Origin of the sequence: Pantoea sp. E2023-21 (assembly GCF_051302795.1) — a bacterium.
Lineage (GTDB): Bacteria > Pseudomonadota > Gammaproteobacteria > Enterobacterales > Enterobacteriaceae > Pantoea > Pantoea ludwigii_A.
Genome location: NZ_CP195344.1, coordinates 2,241,919 through 2,255,912, shown reverse-complemented (window position 1 = coordinate 2,255,912; position 13,994 = coordinate 2,241,919). Strand labels below are relative to the sequence as shown.

At 51.9% G+C, this 13,994-nt stretch carries 13 protein-coding genes and 5 tRNA genes; 16 read left to right on the top strand and 2 right to left on the bottom strand.

All coding sequences use genetic code 11. The annotated features are described in order from the left end of the window. Positions 1–11 precede the first annotated feature (11 nt). From recA to luxS, 13 genes are all read left to right on the top strand, one after another. Positions 12–1,082 carry a recombinase RecA gene (gene recA / locus ACRQ84_RS10650; protein ID WP_064737999.1) on the top strand — a complete coding sequence of 357 codons (1,071 nt, stop codon included), beginning with the start codon at positions 12–14 and terminating at the stop codon, positions 1,080–1,082. A 115-nt stretch (positions 1,083–1,197) separates the two neighbouring features. Further along, complete coding sequence (locus ACRQ84_RS10645; RefSeq protein WP_176973523.1) at positions 1,198–1,713, top strand: regulatory protein RecX; 516 nt, start codon at positions 1,198–1,200, stop codon at positions 1,711–1,713. A gap of 135 nt (positions 1,714–1,848) precedes the next feature. Beyond that, the gene (gene alaS, locus ACRQ84_RS10640) at positions 1,849–4,476 is read left to right on the top strand and encodes an alanine--tRNA ligase (RefSeq protein ID WP_483816014.1); all 2,628 of its coding nucleotides are present in this window, start codon (positions 1,849–1,851) and stop codon (positions 4,474–4,476) included. A 249-nt stretch (positions 4,477–4,725) separates the two neighbouring features. Beyond that, positions 4,726–4,911 (top strand): carbon storage regulator CsrA, encoded by a 186-nt coding sequence (gene csrA, locus ACRQ84_RS10635; protein ID WP_004155916.1) that lies wholly within the window; start codon positions 4,726–4,728, stop codon positions 4,909–4,911. Between the two features lie 305 nt (positions 4,912–5,216). Further along, positions 5,217–5,309 (top strand) — tRNA-Ser (locus ACRQ84_RS10630). 8 nt (positions 5,310–5,317) lie between these two features. Beyond that, positions 5,318–5,394: transfer RNA gene (locus tag ACRQ84_RS10625), tRNA-Arg, on the top strand. An 85-nt stretch (positions 5,395–5,479) separates the two neighbouring features. Further along, positions 5,480–5,556: transfer RNA gene (locus ACRQ84_RS10620), tRNA-Arg, on the top strand. 55 nt (positions 5,557–5,611) lie between these two features. Continuing rightward, positions 5,612–5,688, top strand: a tRNA-Arg gene (locus ACRQ84_RS10615). Between the two features lie 44 nt (positions 5,689–5,732). After that, positions 5,733–5,809, top strand: a tRNA-Arg gene (locus ACRQ84_RS10610). Between the two features lie 242 nt (positions 5,810–6,051). Then, positions 6,052–6,618: a fructose-1-phosphate/6-phosphogluconate phosphatase gene (gene yqaB, locus ACRQ84_RS10605; protein ID WP_483816013.1), complete on the top strand. Its 567-nt coding sequence runs from the start codon at positions 6,052–6,054 to the stop codon at positions 6,616–6,618. Then, the gene (locus ACRQ84_RS10600; protein WP_064737996.1) at positions 6,615–7,043 is read left to right on the top strand and encodes a YqaA family protein; all 429 of its coding nucleotides are present in this window, start codon (positions 6,615–6,617) and stop codon (positions 7,041–7,043) included. The genes yqaB and ACRQ84_RS10600 overlap by 4 nt, the downstream gene beginning before the upstream one ends. Before the next feature lie 31 nt (positions 7,044–7,074). Next, entirely contained in the window at positions 7,075–8,679 is a 1,605-nt protein-coding gene (gene gshA, locus ACRQ84_RS10595; RefSeq protein WP_483816012.1) for a glutamate--cysteine ligase, read from the top strand. Between the two features lie 149 nt (positions 8,680–8,828). Next, positions 8,829–9,344, top strand: a complete 516-nt coding sequence (gene luxS, locus ACRQ84_RS10590) for an S-ribosylhomocysteine lyase (protein ID WP_007893307.1) — start codon at positions 8,829–8,831, stop codon at positions 9,342–9,344. A gap of 53 nt (positions 9,345–9,397) precedes the next feature. On the opposite strand, the gene ACRQ84_RS10585 is transcribed toward luxS, so the two are convergent. Together ACRQ84_RS10585 and ACRQ84_RS10580 are read right to left on the bottom strand one after the other, a co-directional pair. Then, on the bottom strand, positions 9,398–10,684 hold the full coding sequence (locus tag ACRQ84_RS10585) for an HlyC/CorC family transporter (RefSeq protein WP_064737994.1): 1,287 nt from the start codon (positions 10,682–10,684) through the stop codon (positions 9,398–9,400). A 10-nt stretch (positions 10,685–10,694) separates the two neighbouring features. Further along, positions 10,695–11,489, bottom strand: coding sequence for a cytochrome C assembly family protein (locus ACRQ84_RS10580; RefSeq protein WP_064737993.1), 795 nt, complete (start codon positions 11,487–11,489; stop codon positions 10,695–10,697). A 167-nt stretch (positions 11,490–11,656) separates the two neighbouring features. Here ACRQ84_RS10580 and ffh point away from each other — a divergent pair, with 167 nt between their 5' ends. The 3 genes from ffh (at position 11,657) to rimM (ending at position 13,976) form a co-directional block, all read left to right on the top strand. Further along, positions 11,657–13,018 carry a signal recognition particle protein gene (ffh, locus tag ACRQ84_RS10575; RefSeq protein WP_008108995.1) on the top strand — a complete coding sequence of 454 codons (1,362 nt, stop codon included), beginning with the start codon at positions 11,657–11,659 and terminating at the stop codon, positions 13,016–13,018. A gap of 142 nt (positions 13,019–13,160) precedes the next feature. Continuing rightward, entirely contained in the window at positions 13,161–13,409 is a 249-nt protein-coding gene (gene rpsP, locus ACRQ84_RS10570; protein ID WP_007893313.1) for a 30S ribosomal protein S16, read from the top strand. A gap of 18 nt (positions 13,410–13,427) precedes the next feature. Continuing rightward, positions 13,428–13,976: a ribosome maturation factor RimM gene (gene rimM, locus ACRQ84_RS10565; RefSeq protein WP_483816011.1), complete on the top strand. Its 549-nt coding sequence runs from the start codon at positions 13,428–13,430 to the stop codon at positions 13,974–13,976. Positions 13,977–13,994: the final 18 nt, after the last annotated feature.

Below are 13,994 nucleotides of genomic sequence, written 5' to 3'. Positions count from 1 at the left end.
TAGGAGTGGAAATGGCGATCGACGAGAACAAACAGAAGGCTTTAGCTGCCGCACTGGGCCAGATTGAGAAGCAATTTGGTAAAGGCTCCATCATGCGCTTGGGTGAAGACCGCTCAATGGATGTCGAAACCATCTCTACCGGCTCACTGTCACTGGATATTGCGCTCGGCGCGGGTGGCTTGCCGATGGGCCGTATTGTTGAGATTTACGGACCGGAATCTTCGGGTAAAACCACGCTGACCCTGCAGGTTATTGCCTCTGCACAGCGTAAAGGCAAGACCTGCGCCTTTATCGATGCTGAGCATGCACTGGATCCGGTGTACGCGAAAAAACTGGGCGTTGATATCGATAACCTGCTGTGTTCACAGCCGGATACCGGTGAGCAAGCACTGGAAATTTGTGATGCGCTGGCGCGCTCAGGTGCTGTTGACGTCATCATCGTCGACTCCGTGGCGGCGCTGACGCCGAAAGCAGAAATCGAAGGCGAGATCGGCGATTCACACATGGGTCTGGCCGCTCGTATGATGAGCCAGGCAATGCGTAAGCTGGCAGGTAACCTGAAGCAGTCCAACACGCTGCTGATTTTCATCAACCAGATTCGTATGAAGATTGGTGTGATGTTCGGTAACCCGGAAACCACAACCGGCGGTAACGCATTGAAATTTTACGCTTCTGTTCGTCTGGACATCCGCCGTATCGGTGCGATTAAAGAAGGCGACGAGGTGGTGGGTAGCGAAACCCGCGTTAAAGTCGTGAAGAACAAAATTGCCGCGCCGTTTAAGCAGGCTGAATTCCAGATCATGTACGGCGAAGGTATCAACACCTTTGGCGAGCTGGTGGACCTTGGCGTGAAGCACAAGCTGGTTGAGAAAGCCGGTGCGTGGTACAGCTACAACGGTGAGAAGATTGGTCAGGGGAAAGCGAACTCAACCAACTTCCTTAAAGAGAACCCAGCGATTGCGAATGAAATCGACAAGAAGCTGCGTGACTTGCTGCTAAGTGGTGATGCCGCTGCCGCAGACACCGCGAAAATCCCAGCTGATGATCGCGAAGAAGCCAGCGAAACCAACGAAGATTTCTAAAATATTAACGGGAGCAGAGATGCTCCCGTTTTGCTTTTCCCCGCCAGCGCTTTTCCTCTCTGCCTTCTTGCTTTACCCTGCGACCCTGCACGACTGTTAGAACAAGGTTGATCATATGTCATCGTCACCATCTGCGGCACCTGTGCCAACATATTCCCGTTTGCTAGACCGCGCGATGCGCATCCTTTCGCAGCGCGATCATAGCCGTGAAGAGCTGAAGCGTAAGTTGCAGCTCTCTTCCCAACGTGCGGCCTATCTGCAGCAGCAGGAAAACACGCCCATTCCAGATGAGTTATTGGAAAAAGTGCTCGACTGGTGTCAGGAGAGTGGTTGGCTTAACGATGAACGCTTTACCGAACGCTTTATTCAGAGCCGAGCCCGAAAGGGATATGGTCCACAGCGCGTACGCATGGAGTTGCAGCAAAAAGGCATTGGCCGCGATGAGATCAATCAGGCGCTATTCGATACCGAAGTGGACTGGAGCCAGTGTGCAGCCGATCTTGCCAAACGCAAATTTGGCGAGCCCTTGCCGCAAACCTGGGCCGAGAAAAGTAAGGTACAGCGTTTTTTAATGTCGAAAGGCTTTATGATGGAAGATATTCAGGCCGTTTTCAGAAATAGTGACGACTGAAAGGCGATGTGATTTTACTTCCCACTGAAGAAAATTTATCTTATTCCCACTTTTTGTTCCTTAGTCAGCGGCAGGCCGGATGGATAGGGTTTGCCAGCGAAAGGGAACGTTCGTTAGCGTGATTCCAGGAATTTTATGAGCAAGAGCACTGCTGAGATCCGTCAAGCGTTTCTCGACTTTTTTCATAGCAAGGGACATCAGGTTGTAGCCAGCAGCTCCCTCGTACCGAACAACGACCCGACGTTACTGTTTACTAATGCCGGGATGGTCCAGTTTAAAGACGTTTTCCTCGGTCAGGATAAGCGTGACTATGCTCGCGCAACGACGTCTCAGCGTTGTGTGCGTGCTGGCGGCAAGCATAACGACCTCGAAAACGTGGGCTACACGGCACGTCACCACACCTTCTTTGAAATGTTGGGCAACTTCAGCTTTGGTGATTACTTCAAAAAAGAAGCAATCGCTTATGCATGGGAACTGCTGACGGGTGAGCAGTGGTTTAAGCTGCCTAAAGAGCGCCTGTGGGTGACCGTCTATGAAACAGACGACGAGGCCTTCGAAATTTGGGCCAACGATATTGGTGTGCCGCGTGAGCGCATTATCCGTATCGGTGACAACAAAGGCAGCGCCTACGCATCAGACAACTTCTGGCAGATGGGCGACACAGGTCCTTGCGGTCCATGCACCGAAATTTTCTTCGATCATGGTGACCATATCTGGGGTGGCCCGCCGGGCAGCCCGGAAGAAGATGGCGATCGTTACATCGAGATCTGGAACATCGTCTTCATGCAGTTCAACCGTCAGGCCGACGGCACGATGGATCCGCTGCCGAAACCGTCAGTGGATACCGGCATGGGTCTGGAGCGTATTGCTGCCGTGTTGCAACACGTTAACTCCAACTATGAAATCGATCTCTTTGCCAAATTAATCAAGTCTGTTGCGCAGGTAACCGGTGCAACCGATTTGGATAACAAGTCACTGCGCGTTATTGCTGACCATATTCGCTCTTGTGCCTTCCTGATCGCCGATGGCGTAATCCCATCAAATGAAAACCGCGGTTATGTATTGCGCCGCATCATTCGTCGCGCGGTGCGTCACGGCAATATGCTGGGTGCGAAAGAAGCATTCTTCTACAAGCTGGTTGCGCCATTGATTGATGTGATGGGTGCTGCAGGCGAAGATCTGAAGCGTCAGCAGAAGCATGTAGAAAATGCGCTGAAGAACGAAGAAGAGCAGTTTGCTAAAACTCTGGAGCGTGGACTTGCGCTATTGGATGAAGAACTGGCGAAACTGCAAGGCGATACACTTGATGGCGAAACAGTATTCCGTCTGTACGACACCTTCGGTTTCCCGGCGGATTTGACCGCCGATGTGTGCCGTGAGCGTAATCTGAAGATTGATGAAAGCGGTTTTGAAGCCGCGATGGAGCAGCAGCGCCAGCGCGCGCGTGAAGCCAGTGGGTTTGGTGCCGACTATAACAATGTTATTCGCATTGATGCCGCCACCGACTTTAAAGGCTATGACCATCTGGAACTGAACGCTGTTGTGAAGGCGCTGTTTGTGGACGGTCAGCAAGTTGAGCAGATCAGTGCGGGACAGGACGCGGTTGTCGTGCTTGACGAAACGCCATTCTACGGCGAATCAGGTGGACAGGTTGGCGACACCGGCGTGCTGGCTGGGCAGAATGCTGAATTTAGCGTTCAGGATACACAGAAGTATGGTAAAGCGATTGGTCATATCGGTAAGCTAAGCAGCGGCCAGTTACACGTTGGCGATCGTTTGCATGCCCAGGTCGATGAAACTCGTCGTGCGCGCATCCGTCTGAATCACTCTGCCACGCACTTACTGCATGCAGCACTGCGTCAGGTTCTGGGTGATCATGTAGGACAGAAAGGCTCGCTGGTTAATGATAAATATCTGCGCTTCGATTTCTCACATTTTGAAGCCATGAAGCCACAAGAAATCCGTCAAGTTGAGGATATTGTTAACGCGCAGATTCGTCGTAACCTTGCCGTTGAGACCGAAATCATGGATCTCGATGATGCAAAACAGAAGGGCGCAATGGCCCTGTTTGGCGAGAAATACGATCAGCGCGTACGCGTGCTGACTATGGGTGATTTCTCTACCGAGCTGTGTGGGGGTATTCACGCGCAGCGTACCGGTGATATTGGCCTATTCCGTATTCAGTCTGAATCGGGCACTGCAGCAGGTGTACGCCGTATTGAAGCCGTAACGGGCGAAGGTGCGTTGGCACAAGTTAATGCGCAGAGTCAGCAGCTGCTTGATGTGGCGCAATTGGTGAAAGCCAATAGCAGCAACCTAAATGAGAAAGTGCGTGGCTTGGTTGATCACGTCCGCGCGCTGGAGAAAGAGTTGCAACAACTGCGCGATCAGCAAGCTGCGCAGGAAAGCGCTTCACTGAGCAGCAAGGCGGTTGACGTTAAAGGCACGAAGTTGCTGGTCAGTGAACTGAGCAACGTTGAGCCAAAAATGTTGCGTACCATGGTTGACGATCTGAAGAACCAGTTAACGTCTGCCATCATCGTGCTGGCAACGGTTGATGACGGCAAAGTTTCACTGATTGCTGGTGTGACCAAAGATCTCACGGACCGCGTTAAAGCCGGCGAACTGATTGGCGAACTTGCCTCTCAGGTTGGCGGTAAAGGCGGTGGTCGCCCAGATATGGCCCAGGCCGGCGGGACAGACCCGCAGGCGCTGGCTGGCGCGCTGGCTGGCGTGCAGGAATGGGTCAGTAACCGACTGTAACGTATAATACTTCGCATTGTGATAAGCGCCAGAAGCCCGTTTTCTGGCGCTTTTTTAGCGCAGTGCACACCAGGTAATGACAAAGTCCGGTTGATGTAGTGTATTTCGGCTAAACTAACTATCAGCAGAATGTATTGGCATGGCGAAGCACAATGGTGTATTTGTCATAGGCATTGTTCAGCGTTATATGATGGATACGGCCGGGAGACCGAACAAGCCCGACTCTTTTAATCTTTCAAGGAGCAAAGAATGCTTATTCTAACTCGTCGAGTTGGTGAAACCCTCATGATTGGCGATGAGGTGACTGTAACGGTGCTGGGTGTTAAAGGTAACCAGGTCCGCATTGGTGTTAACGCGCCTAAAGAAGTTTCGGTACATCGCGAAGAGATCTATCAGCGTATTCAAGCCGAAAAAACTCAGCAAACGAGTTACTAACGGATTCAGCGCCTCGCTCATGAGCGAGGCGCTACCGGTTTTTCTCCTCAAGTCTTGCACCTCTCCCGCTTTTCTTTCTCATTCGCTCAATCCTTTTAACGCCCATTTGTGTTCTCCTGCAGGCTTTCTTTGTTGATAAATCACTCTTTTTGTCGCTAAAGCATCCGAATTGAGCGTCATTTGTGCAATCAAACAAATGGCTGAAAATAAATGTTTGACTTATAAGTCCGGGAAAGTAATATGTGCGCCACGCAGTGCCGATGAGCAGAAACAAGTTCAGAAGCACGGTTCGGAAGAACGCGTAAGGTGAGGTGGCCGAGAGGCTGAAGGCGCTCCCCTGCTAAGGGAGTATGCGGTCAAAAGCTGCATCCGGGGTTCGAATCCCCGCCTCACCGCCATTTCCGATGCATCCATAGCTCAGCTGGATAGAGTACTCGGCTACGAACCGAGCGGTCGGAGGTTCGAATCCTCCTGGATGCACCATTCGGAAAGATGAAGTAAGAGTGAACGAGCAGTTCCTTTCATGGTGAGTTGTTTGCACCCTGCGCTGTACAAGAATTAACTCGATGCATCCATAGCTCAGCTGGATAGAGTACTCGGCTACGAACCGAGCGGTCGGAGGTTCGAATCCTCCTGGATGCACCATTCTTCGTATCATCCTCAGGTTGTTTCAGTTAGTTCCTCGAAAGAAAATCTCAATGCATCCATAGCTCAGCTGGATAGAGTACTCGGCTACGAACCGAGCGGTCGGAGGTTCGAATCCTCCTGGATGCACCATTCATCTTTAAGCTTCTCAAAATTTACTTCAGCAGTAACTCGATGCATCCATAGCTCAGCTGGATAGAGTACTCGGCTACGAACCGAGCGGTCGGAGGTTCGAATCCTCCTGGATGCACCATCTCTTCTTCGTAATCCCTCTTTTTTTTGACACTCGCTTTCTAAATCTTTACGTCGTAATCGTCGCTTGCAAAAAAATCGCTGAATTAACCGTCGTTTATCCCCGGCATTGCACTCTGACCTTTTTCCTAAAACGAAAAATGCTAATGCTTTCAAAGCATTTGCGGTTAAGCGCGCCTGGCGACAACCTGAGCGCATTACGCTAAAGTAATGGCTCATTTTGTGGTACTCGATGGAGTGACAATGTACGACCAATATGATGCCCTGATTTTCGATATGGACGGCACAATTCTCGATACTGAGCCGACACATCGAAAAGCCTGGCAGCAGGTGCTTAGCCGCTACGGTTTCACCATGGATGAAGAAAAAATGGTGGGCTTCAATGGTGCCCCAACCTGGCAACTGGCGCAGTTCATTCTTGATCAGAACAATGCTAAGCACGATCCGCACCTCTTAGCGGCGGAAAAAACCGTTGCCCTGAAGGCGATGTTGCTGGATGACGTGCGCCCGCTTCCGTTGATGGAGGTGGTCAAAGCCTATCATGGTCGCCGTCCAATGGCGGTGGGCACCGGCAGTGAACACAGCCTGGCGAAAGCCTTGCTCGAAGAATTAGGTGTGTACCATTTCTTTGATGCGGTTATCGGGGCTGATGACGTACAACGCCACAAACCGCAACCGGATACCTTTTTACGCTGCGCTGAATTAATGGGTATCGCCCCCGAGCGCTGTGTGGTGTTTGAGGATGCTGACTTTGGCGTACAAGCTGCCAAAGCAGCAGGCATGGACGTGGTTGATGTCCGTTTACTGTGAATGAATTTCTGACCTATGGATCGTTATTCGGCAGCAGCTTTCTGAGTGCAACCCTGTTACCGGGGAGCTCGGAAGCGGTGCTTGTTGCACTGCTGATCGCTCAAAAGGGTTCGGTTTATGGATTGTTATTGGCTGCATCAGTGGGAAACACGCTGGGTGGCCTGACCAACATTCTTCTTGGTCGCCTGATGCCGCTTAAAGGGCAAGGGCGATGGCACGACACAGCAATGACGTGGTTACACCGATTGGGACCTGCAGCACTGATTTTTAGCTGGCTGCCGGTAGTGGGCGACTTACTCTGCGTACTTGCAGGTTGGTTGCGCTTTGCCTGGCTGCCTTCGGTACTGTTCCTCGCCATCGGTAAAACGCTGCGTTATATCGTTATCGCGACCGCCACATTACAAACAATGCAATGGTGGCATTGATTCGCACAGATTCGAGGCTACGGTTAACATTATGCTGAACAAAAATAAATTATTCACACAGCGGGAGGTTAATGTGATCCCGGACGTATCTAAGGCACTTTCCTGGCTGGAAGCGCATCCTGACGCGTTAAAGGGTATCGGCCGTGGTATTGAGCGCGAATCATTACGCGTAAAACCCGATGGTCACCTGGCAACCACAGGACATCCTGAGTCACTCGGTTCGGCGCTTAAGCACGATTGGATCACCACCGATTTTGCCGAAACGCTGATGGAGTTCATCACGCCGGTTGATCAGAGCATCGATCGTTCACTGGCGTTCCTGCGCGATATTCACCGCCATGTGGCGCGTGAGTTGGGCGAAGAGCGCTTGTGGCCTTTCAGCATGCCTGGCTTGATTGATGACGTTGATAGCATTGAGTTGGCGCAATATGGCAACTCCAACATCGGCAAAATGAAAACGTTGTATCGTCAGGGACTGAAGAATCGCTATAGCGCGCTGATGCAGATTATCTCTGGCGTGCACTATAACTTCTCGCTGCCGCTGTCGTTTTGGCAGGAGTGGGCGGATGTAAAAGATGCAGAAAGCGGCAAAGAGACCATCTCTGCCGGCTATTTGCGTTTGATTCGCAACTATTATCGTTTTGGCTGGGTCATTCCGTATCTGTTCGGTGCATCGCCGGCGATCTGCTCCTCTTTCCTGCAAGGGCGCGAGAGCAATCTACCGTTTGAGACTGACGGCAAGGGCACGCTGTGGCTGCCACATGCGACCTCACTGCGCCTGAGCGACCTCGGTTACACCAACAAATCGCAGAGCGGGTTGGGTATCACTTTTAACTCGCTGGAAGGTTACGTTGCAGCACTGAAAGCCGCGATCAAGACGCCGTCGGAAGAGTATGCCGAAATGGGCACCAAAGATGCCGATGGCAACTGGCTACAGCTGAACACCAACGTGCTGCAGATTGAAAACGAGCTGTATGCGCCCATTCGGCCGAAACGCGTTACGCGTTCAGGCGAAGCGCCATCTGATGCGCTGCTACGCGGCGGTATTGAATACATTGAAGTGCGTTCGCTGGATATCAACCCATTCTCCGCCATCGGCGTAGATGCCGACCAGGCACGCTTCCTCGACCTGTTCCTGATTTGGTGTACGCTGGCAGATGCGCCGGAAATGAGCGCCGATGAATTGCTGTGTACACGTAAGAACTGGAACCGCGTGGTAATGGAAGGGCGTAAGCCCGGCCAGGTCATCGCTGTCGGCTGTAGCGAAACTGAACATACGTTGGTAGAAGTGGGTAAAGCGCTGTTTGCCGATCTCCGTCGCGTGGCGGAAGTGCTCGACAGCAATCACGGCAACACGCAATATCAGCAGGTTTGCGATCAACTGGTGGCATCTTTCGACGATCCTGAGCTAACCTATTCGGCGCGCATTCTTCATGCGATCAAAGAAAACGGTTTAACTGGCGCTGGCGTGGCCCTGGCAGAGCAATATCGTCATCTGTTGTGCGAAGAGTCGTTAGAGATTCTGACTGAGGATGATTTTAGTCGTCAGGCGCGAGAGTCGGTTCAGGCACAAGAGAAGCTGGAACAGAGCGATACGCTGGATTTCGAAAGCTACCTTGCGGGTCGCGAAGGCTAGAAAAGAAAATGGCCACATCAATGTGGCCAAAATAAACATCTCTGTTGTCAGGGATGATGATAACAAATGCGCGTCTTTCATATATTCAGACGTTGGACGAACAGAAAAGTTTCATCGTTTTAAAAAAATTCCAAAACAGGAGGTGACGTATGCCACTACTGGATAGTTTTACTGTTGATCACACCATCATGGGCGCACCTGCAGTACGCGTAGCAAAAACCATGAAAACTCCGCATGGCGATACCATCACCGTTTTCGACCTGCGTTTTTGCCGTCCGAATATTGAGATTCTGACTGAGCGTGGCATTCATACGCTGGAGCACCTGTTTGCCGGCTTCATGCGTAATCACCTGAATGGCGATGGCGTAGAAATCGTCGACATCTCACCGATGGGTTGCCGCACCGGCTTCTACATGAGTTTGATCGGTACGCCTGACGAGCAACGTGTGGCGAAAGCGTGGAAAGGCGCGATGGAAGATGTCCTGAAAGTAAAAGAACAGGGCCAGATTCCAGAGCTGAACGAATATCAGTGCGGTAGCTACAAGTTGCACTCACTGGATGAAGCGCAGCAGATCGCGCGCAATGTGCTGGCTCACGACATCGGCGTGAACCGCAACGAAGATTTGAAGCTGCCAGCTGAAAAGCTGAAAGAGCTGCATATCTAGTTGAGACACAATGAAAAACGCCGCGATTATCGCGGCGTTTTTGTTTGCAAGCGTCAGGAGCCGATGGAGGATTTCAGTGCATGATGCGGCGTGATGCGCACCTGCTTCACCATATTGTCCTGTACATCGAGAATATCGATATCGTAGGCACCAATCGTGACGCGGGTATCGACCAGCGGAATCTCTTCCAGCGCTTCCAGCAGCATGCCGTTAACGGTGCGCGCATCATCTTCCGGCAGTGTCCAGTTAAAGGCTTTGTTAATTTCACGCACATTGGCGCTGCCTTCGATCAAGACTGAACCGTCATTTTGCGGCATCACTTCTTCGGCCAGCGACGGGGACATTGAGGTGGTAAAATCGCCAACGATCTCTTCCAGAATGTCCTCGATTGTCACTAATCCTTTGATATCGCCATATTCATCAACCACCATGCCGACTTTCTTTTTATTGCGCTGAAATTTAACCAGTTGCACGTTGAGCGGCGTGCCTTCAGGGACATAGTAAATTTCATCAGCGGCACGCAACAAACGATCTTTATTGAACTCCTTCTTCTCGGTCATCATGCGCCACGCTTCACGCACGCGCAGCATACCGACACAGTCATCCAGCGAATCGCGGAACAGCACGATGCGCCCGTGCGGCGAATGGCTGAGCTGGCGTTCAATCGATTTCCAGTCGTCGTTAACGTTAATGCCGACGATTTCATTGCGCGGCACCATAATGTCGTCCACGCTGACTTTTTCCAGATCGAGCACCGAGAGAAGCATGTCCTGATTGCGCCGCGACATCAGTGAACGTGATTCATGCACAATGGTGCGCAGCTCTTCTTTACTCAATGCCGAGCTGATTGAACCATCGGTTTTAATGCCGACCATGCGCATCAACATGCGCGTAATGGTGTTCAGTAGCCACACCAGCGGCAACATCACATATTGCAGCGGAGCCAGTAACACGCTGCTGGGATAAGCCACCTTCTCGGGATAGAGCGCTGCGACCGTTTTCGGTAGTACTTCAGCAAATACCAGCACCACAAACGTCAGAATACCGGTGGCAATGGCGACGCCAGCATCGCCATACAGGCGCATACCAACAATAGTGCCGAGCGCGGAAGCGAGAATATTAACGAGGTTGTTGCCGATTAACACCAGGCTGATTAAGCGATCGGGGCGACGCAACAGTTTTTCTACACGCCGCGCGCCGCGATTACCGCTTTTGGCTTTATGGCGCAGTTTGTAACGATTGAGCGTCATCATGCCGGTCTCTGAACCGGAGAAATACGCAGAGACCAGCACCATGATGACCAGCGTAATGATCAACGTGGTGGTTGAAACGTGTTCCAACACAAAATCCTTAGTGAGAGGTGAGCAGGTGCTGAAGCACGCGACTGCCGAAGTAAGCCATCGTTAGCAGCAAGGCGCCGCCACAGTTAAACCACACGACGCGGCGTCCGCGCCAGCCTTCACGATAGTGTCCCCACAGCAAAACGATATAGACAAACCAGGCAATGATGGAGAGAACCGCTTTGTCTAAATTCTCAGCACTAAACAGGTTGTGCATGAAGAGCAATCCAGTGCACAGCACCAGCGTCAGCAGCACCACACCGATTTGCGTGATGTGAAACATTTTGCGCTCGATGCTGAGCAGCGGCGGCATATCCTGAGTAAAAGCCAGTTTCTTGTTTTTTAACTGGTAATCAATCCACGCCAGCTGCAGCGCATACAGTGCCGCGATAATCAGTGTGGCATAGGCAAACAGCGACAGGCCGATGTGCACCATCATGCCCGGCGTGGTTTCCAGATGCGTAATAAAGGCATTTGGCACAAAGGTGGCAAAGGCCAAATTTATCAACGCAAAGCTGTAAACAATCGGTAGCAGTAGCCAGCCACGATTGCGCGAGGCGACAATCGTCATGATGGCGCAGATCAGCAGGCTAACCAGCGAGCCGATATTCAGCAGGCTGAGATTTTGCCCGTTATCAACAGCGAAAATACGCTGCTGCAGAGCGATGGCGTGCGCAATCAGCGCCACGCAGGCGGAAAGCACAGCAAAACGACGCCAGCCACCGTTGCGTTTAAGCAGGCTGGGAATGATCAATGCAAGACTGAGGGAGTAGGCGAACAGCGCCACGATCGCGAAAACGAACATAGATCCTTTCAGGTATCGGTCAGATAAGGAAAAAAGCAGTATAGCGCCAGCAGCAGCAGGCTCCAAACGATCTGACGGTCAATTGCAGAGATCGCTTCTTCTTCGTGTTATAATCCGCCGCATTGTGTCGCCTATGGCGGCCTCGCTACGGTTCTAAGTGAGAGAGCATGTTTGATAATTTAACCGATCGTTTGTCGCAAACTCTGCGCAATATCAGCGGCCGCGGAAGGCTGACCGAAGACAACATCAAAGATACGCTGCGTGAAGTGCGTATGGCGCTGCTGGAAGCCGACGTGGCGCTACCGGTGGTGCGTGAATTTATTAATCGCGTGAAAGAAGCCGCCGTTGGTCACGATGTGAACAAAAGCCTGACGCCAGGCCAGGAGTTCATCAAAATCGTGCGCAACGAACTGGTTGCAGCGATGGGCGCCGAAAATAATGCGCTCAATCTGAATGCCCAGCCGCCGGCCGTGGTGCTGATGGCGGGTTTGCAAGGTGCCGGTAAAACCACCAGCGTGGCGAAACTGGGTAAATTTTTGCGCGAGAAGCATAAGAAGAAAGTTCTGGTCGTTTCTGCTGACGTTTATCGCCCTGCGGCGATCAAACAGCTGGAAACCCTGGCTGAGCAAGTCGGCGTTGATTTCTGTCCGTCCGATCTGAGCCAAAAGCCGGTCGATATTGTTCAGAACGCGCTGAAACAAGCCAAAGTGCAATTCTACGATGTGCTGTTGGTGGATACCGCCGGCCGTTTACACGTCGATGAAGCGATGATGGACGAAATCAAACAGGTACACGCCGCGATTAATCCGGTGGAAACGCTGTTTGTGGTCGATGCCATGACGGGTCAGGATGCCGCTAATACCGCGAAGGCCTTCAACGAAGCGCTGCCGCTGACCGGCGTGATCCTGACCAAAGTCGACGGTGATGCGCGTGGTGGTGCGGCACTGTCGATTCGTCATATTACCGGCAAGCCCATCAAATTTATGGGGATGGGCGAGAAGACCGAAGCGCTGGAAGCTTTCTATCCAGAGCGTATCGCATCGCGCATTCTTGGCATGGGCGATGTTCTGTCGCTGATCGAAGATATCGAGAGCAAAGTTGACCGCGATCAGGCGGAGAAACTGGCGAAGAAACTGAAAACCGGCGACGGTTTCGACCTCAACGACTTCCTTGAGCAGTTGAAGCAGATGCGCAACATGGGCGGCATGGCGAGCCTGATGGGCAAACTGCCGGGCATGGGGCAACTGCCCGACAACGTGAAATCGCAGATGGATGACAAAGTGCTGGTTCGTATGGAAGCCATCATCAACTCGATGACGCGTAAAGAGCGTGAGAAGCCAGAGATTATCAAGGGTTCGCGCAAACGTCGTATTGCGCTGGGCTCAGGCATGCAGGTGCAAGACGTTAATCGACTGTTGAAACAGTTCGATGATATGCAGCGCATGATGAAGAAAATGAAGAAAGGTGGCATGGCCAAAATGATGCGTGGCATGAAAGGCATGATGCCACCTGGATTCCCTGGTCGCTAAGGCGGCCGTCAAAAAGCCGGAAATTTGGCACGCTTAGGTTGCTTTTTGCGCCAAAATGAGTAAAATTTTCGGGCTTTTTATATCGCGCTCGGGCCCCGTTCCTCGATGGGGCCCGAGCGCTTTATTAACTAATGAGGATGTTATGGTAACAATTCGTTTGGCACGTCACGGCGCTAAAAAGCGTCCGTTCTATCAGGTCGTCGTAACTGACAGCCGCAATGCTCGTAACGGTCGTTTCATCGAGCGCGTAGGTTTCTTCAACCCGATCGCTTCTGGTCAGGCTGAAGGTCTGCGTCTGGATCTGGACCGTATTGAGCACTGGGTTGGCCAGGGCGCAACGCTTTCTGATCGCGTTAACGCGCTGATCAAAGAAGCAAAGAAAGCAGCTTAATCTGTCACGGTGGTGAGCATGAGCATTAAACCTGCCGGGCAGCCTCCCGTTAACCCGATTGTATTGGGAAAAATGGGCGCGGCTTACGGAATTCGGGGTTGGCTCAAAGTGTTTTCCTCCACTGAAGACGCTGAAAGCATCTTCGACTACCAACCTTGGTTCATCCAGCGCGCCGGTAAATGGCAGCAGGTCGAACTCGAGGGCTGGAAGCACCACAATCAGGACCTGATCATCAAAGTCAAAGGCATTGACGATCGGGACGCTGCGGCACAGTTAACCAATTGCGAAATTACAGTTGACTCCACGCAGCTGCCAGCGCTGGAAGCAGGCGATTACTACTGGAAAGACCTTATGGGGATGAAAGTAGTGAACCTCGACGGCTACGAAATGGGCAAAGTCATTGATTTGATGGAAACCGGCTCGAACGACGTGCTCGTCGTTAAGGCAAACCTGAAGGATGCATTCGGTGCGCAAGAGCGGTTAATTCCGTTTCTTGATGAACAGGTTATCAAGAAAGTCGATCTCTCTACTGGCCTTATTGAAGTAGATTGGGATCCTGGTTTTTGATCTCCGGACAATCCGGTA

Excerpts from the sequence above, each read along its gene's own strand:
- recA (WP_064737999.1), top strand. The coding sequence starts at position 12 with ATGGCGATCGACGAGAACAAACAGAAGGCTTTAGCTGCCGCACTGGGC.
- ACRQ84_RS10645 (WP_176973523.1), top strand. The coding sequence starts at position 1,198 with ATGTCATCGTCACCATCTGCGGCACCTGTGCCAACATATTCCCGTTTG.
- alaS (WP_483816014.1), top strand. The coding sequence starts at position 1,849 with ATGAGCAAGAGCACTGCTGAGATCCGTCAAGCGTTTCTCGACTTTTTT.
- csrA (WP_004155916.1), top strand. The coding sequence starts at position 4,726 with ATGCTTATTCTAACTCGTCGAGTTGGTGAAACCCTCATGATTGGCGAT.
- yqaB (WP_483816013.1), top strand. The coding sequence starts at position 6,052 with ATGTACGACCAATATGATGCCCTGATTTTCGATATGGACGGCACAATT.
- gshA (WP_483816012.1), top strand. The coding sequence starts at position 7,075 with ATGCTGAACAAAAATAAATTATTCACACAGCGGGAGGTTAATGTGATC.
- luxS (WP_007893307.1), top strand. The coding sequence starts at position 8,829 with ATGCCACTACTGGATAGTTTTACTGTTGATCACACCATCATGGGCGCA.
- ACRQ84_RS10580 (WP_064737993.1), bottom strand. The coding sequence starts at position 11,489 with ATGTTCGTTTTCGCGATCGTGGCGCTGTTCGCCTACTCCCTCAGTCTT.
- ffh (WP_008108995.1), top strand. The coding sequence starts at position 11,657 with ATGTTTGATAATTTAACCGATCGTTTGTCGCAAACTCTGCGCAATATC.
- rpsP (WP_007893313.1), top strand. The coding sequence starts at position 13,161 with ATGGTAACAATTCGTTTGGCACGTCACGGCGCTAAAAAGCGTCCGTTC.
- rimM (WP_483816011.1), top strand. The coding sequence starts at position 13,428 with ATGAGCATTAAACCTGCCGGGCAGCCTCCCGTTAACCCGATTGTATTG.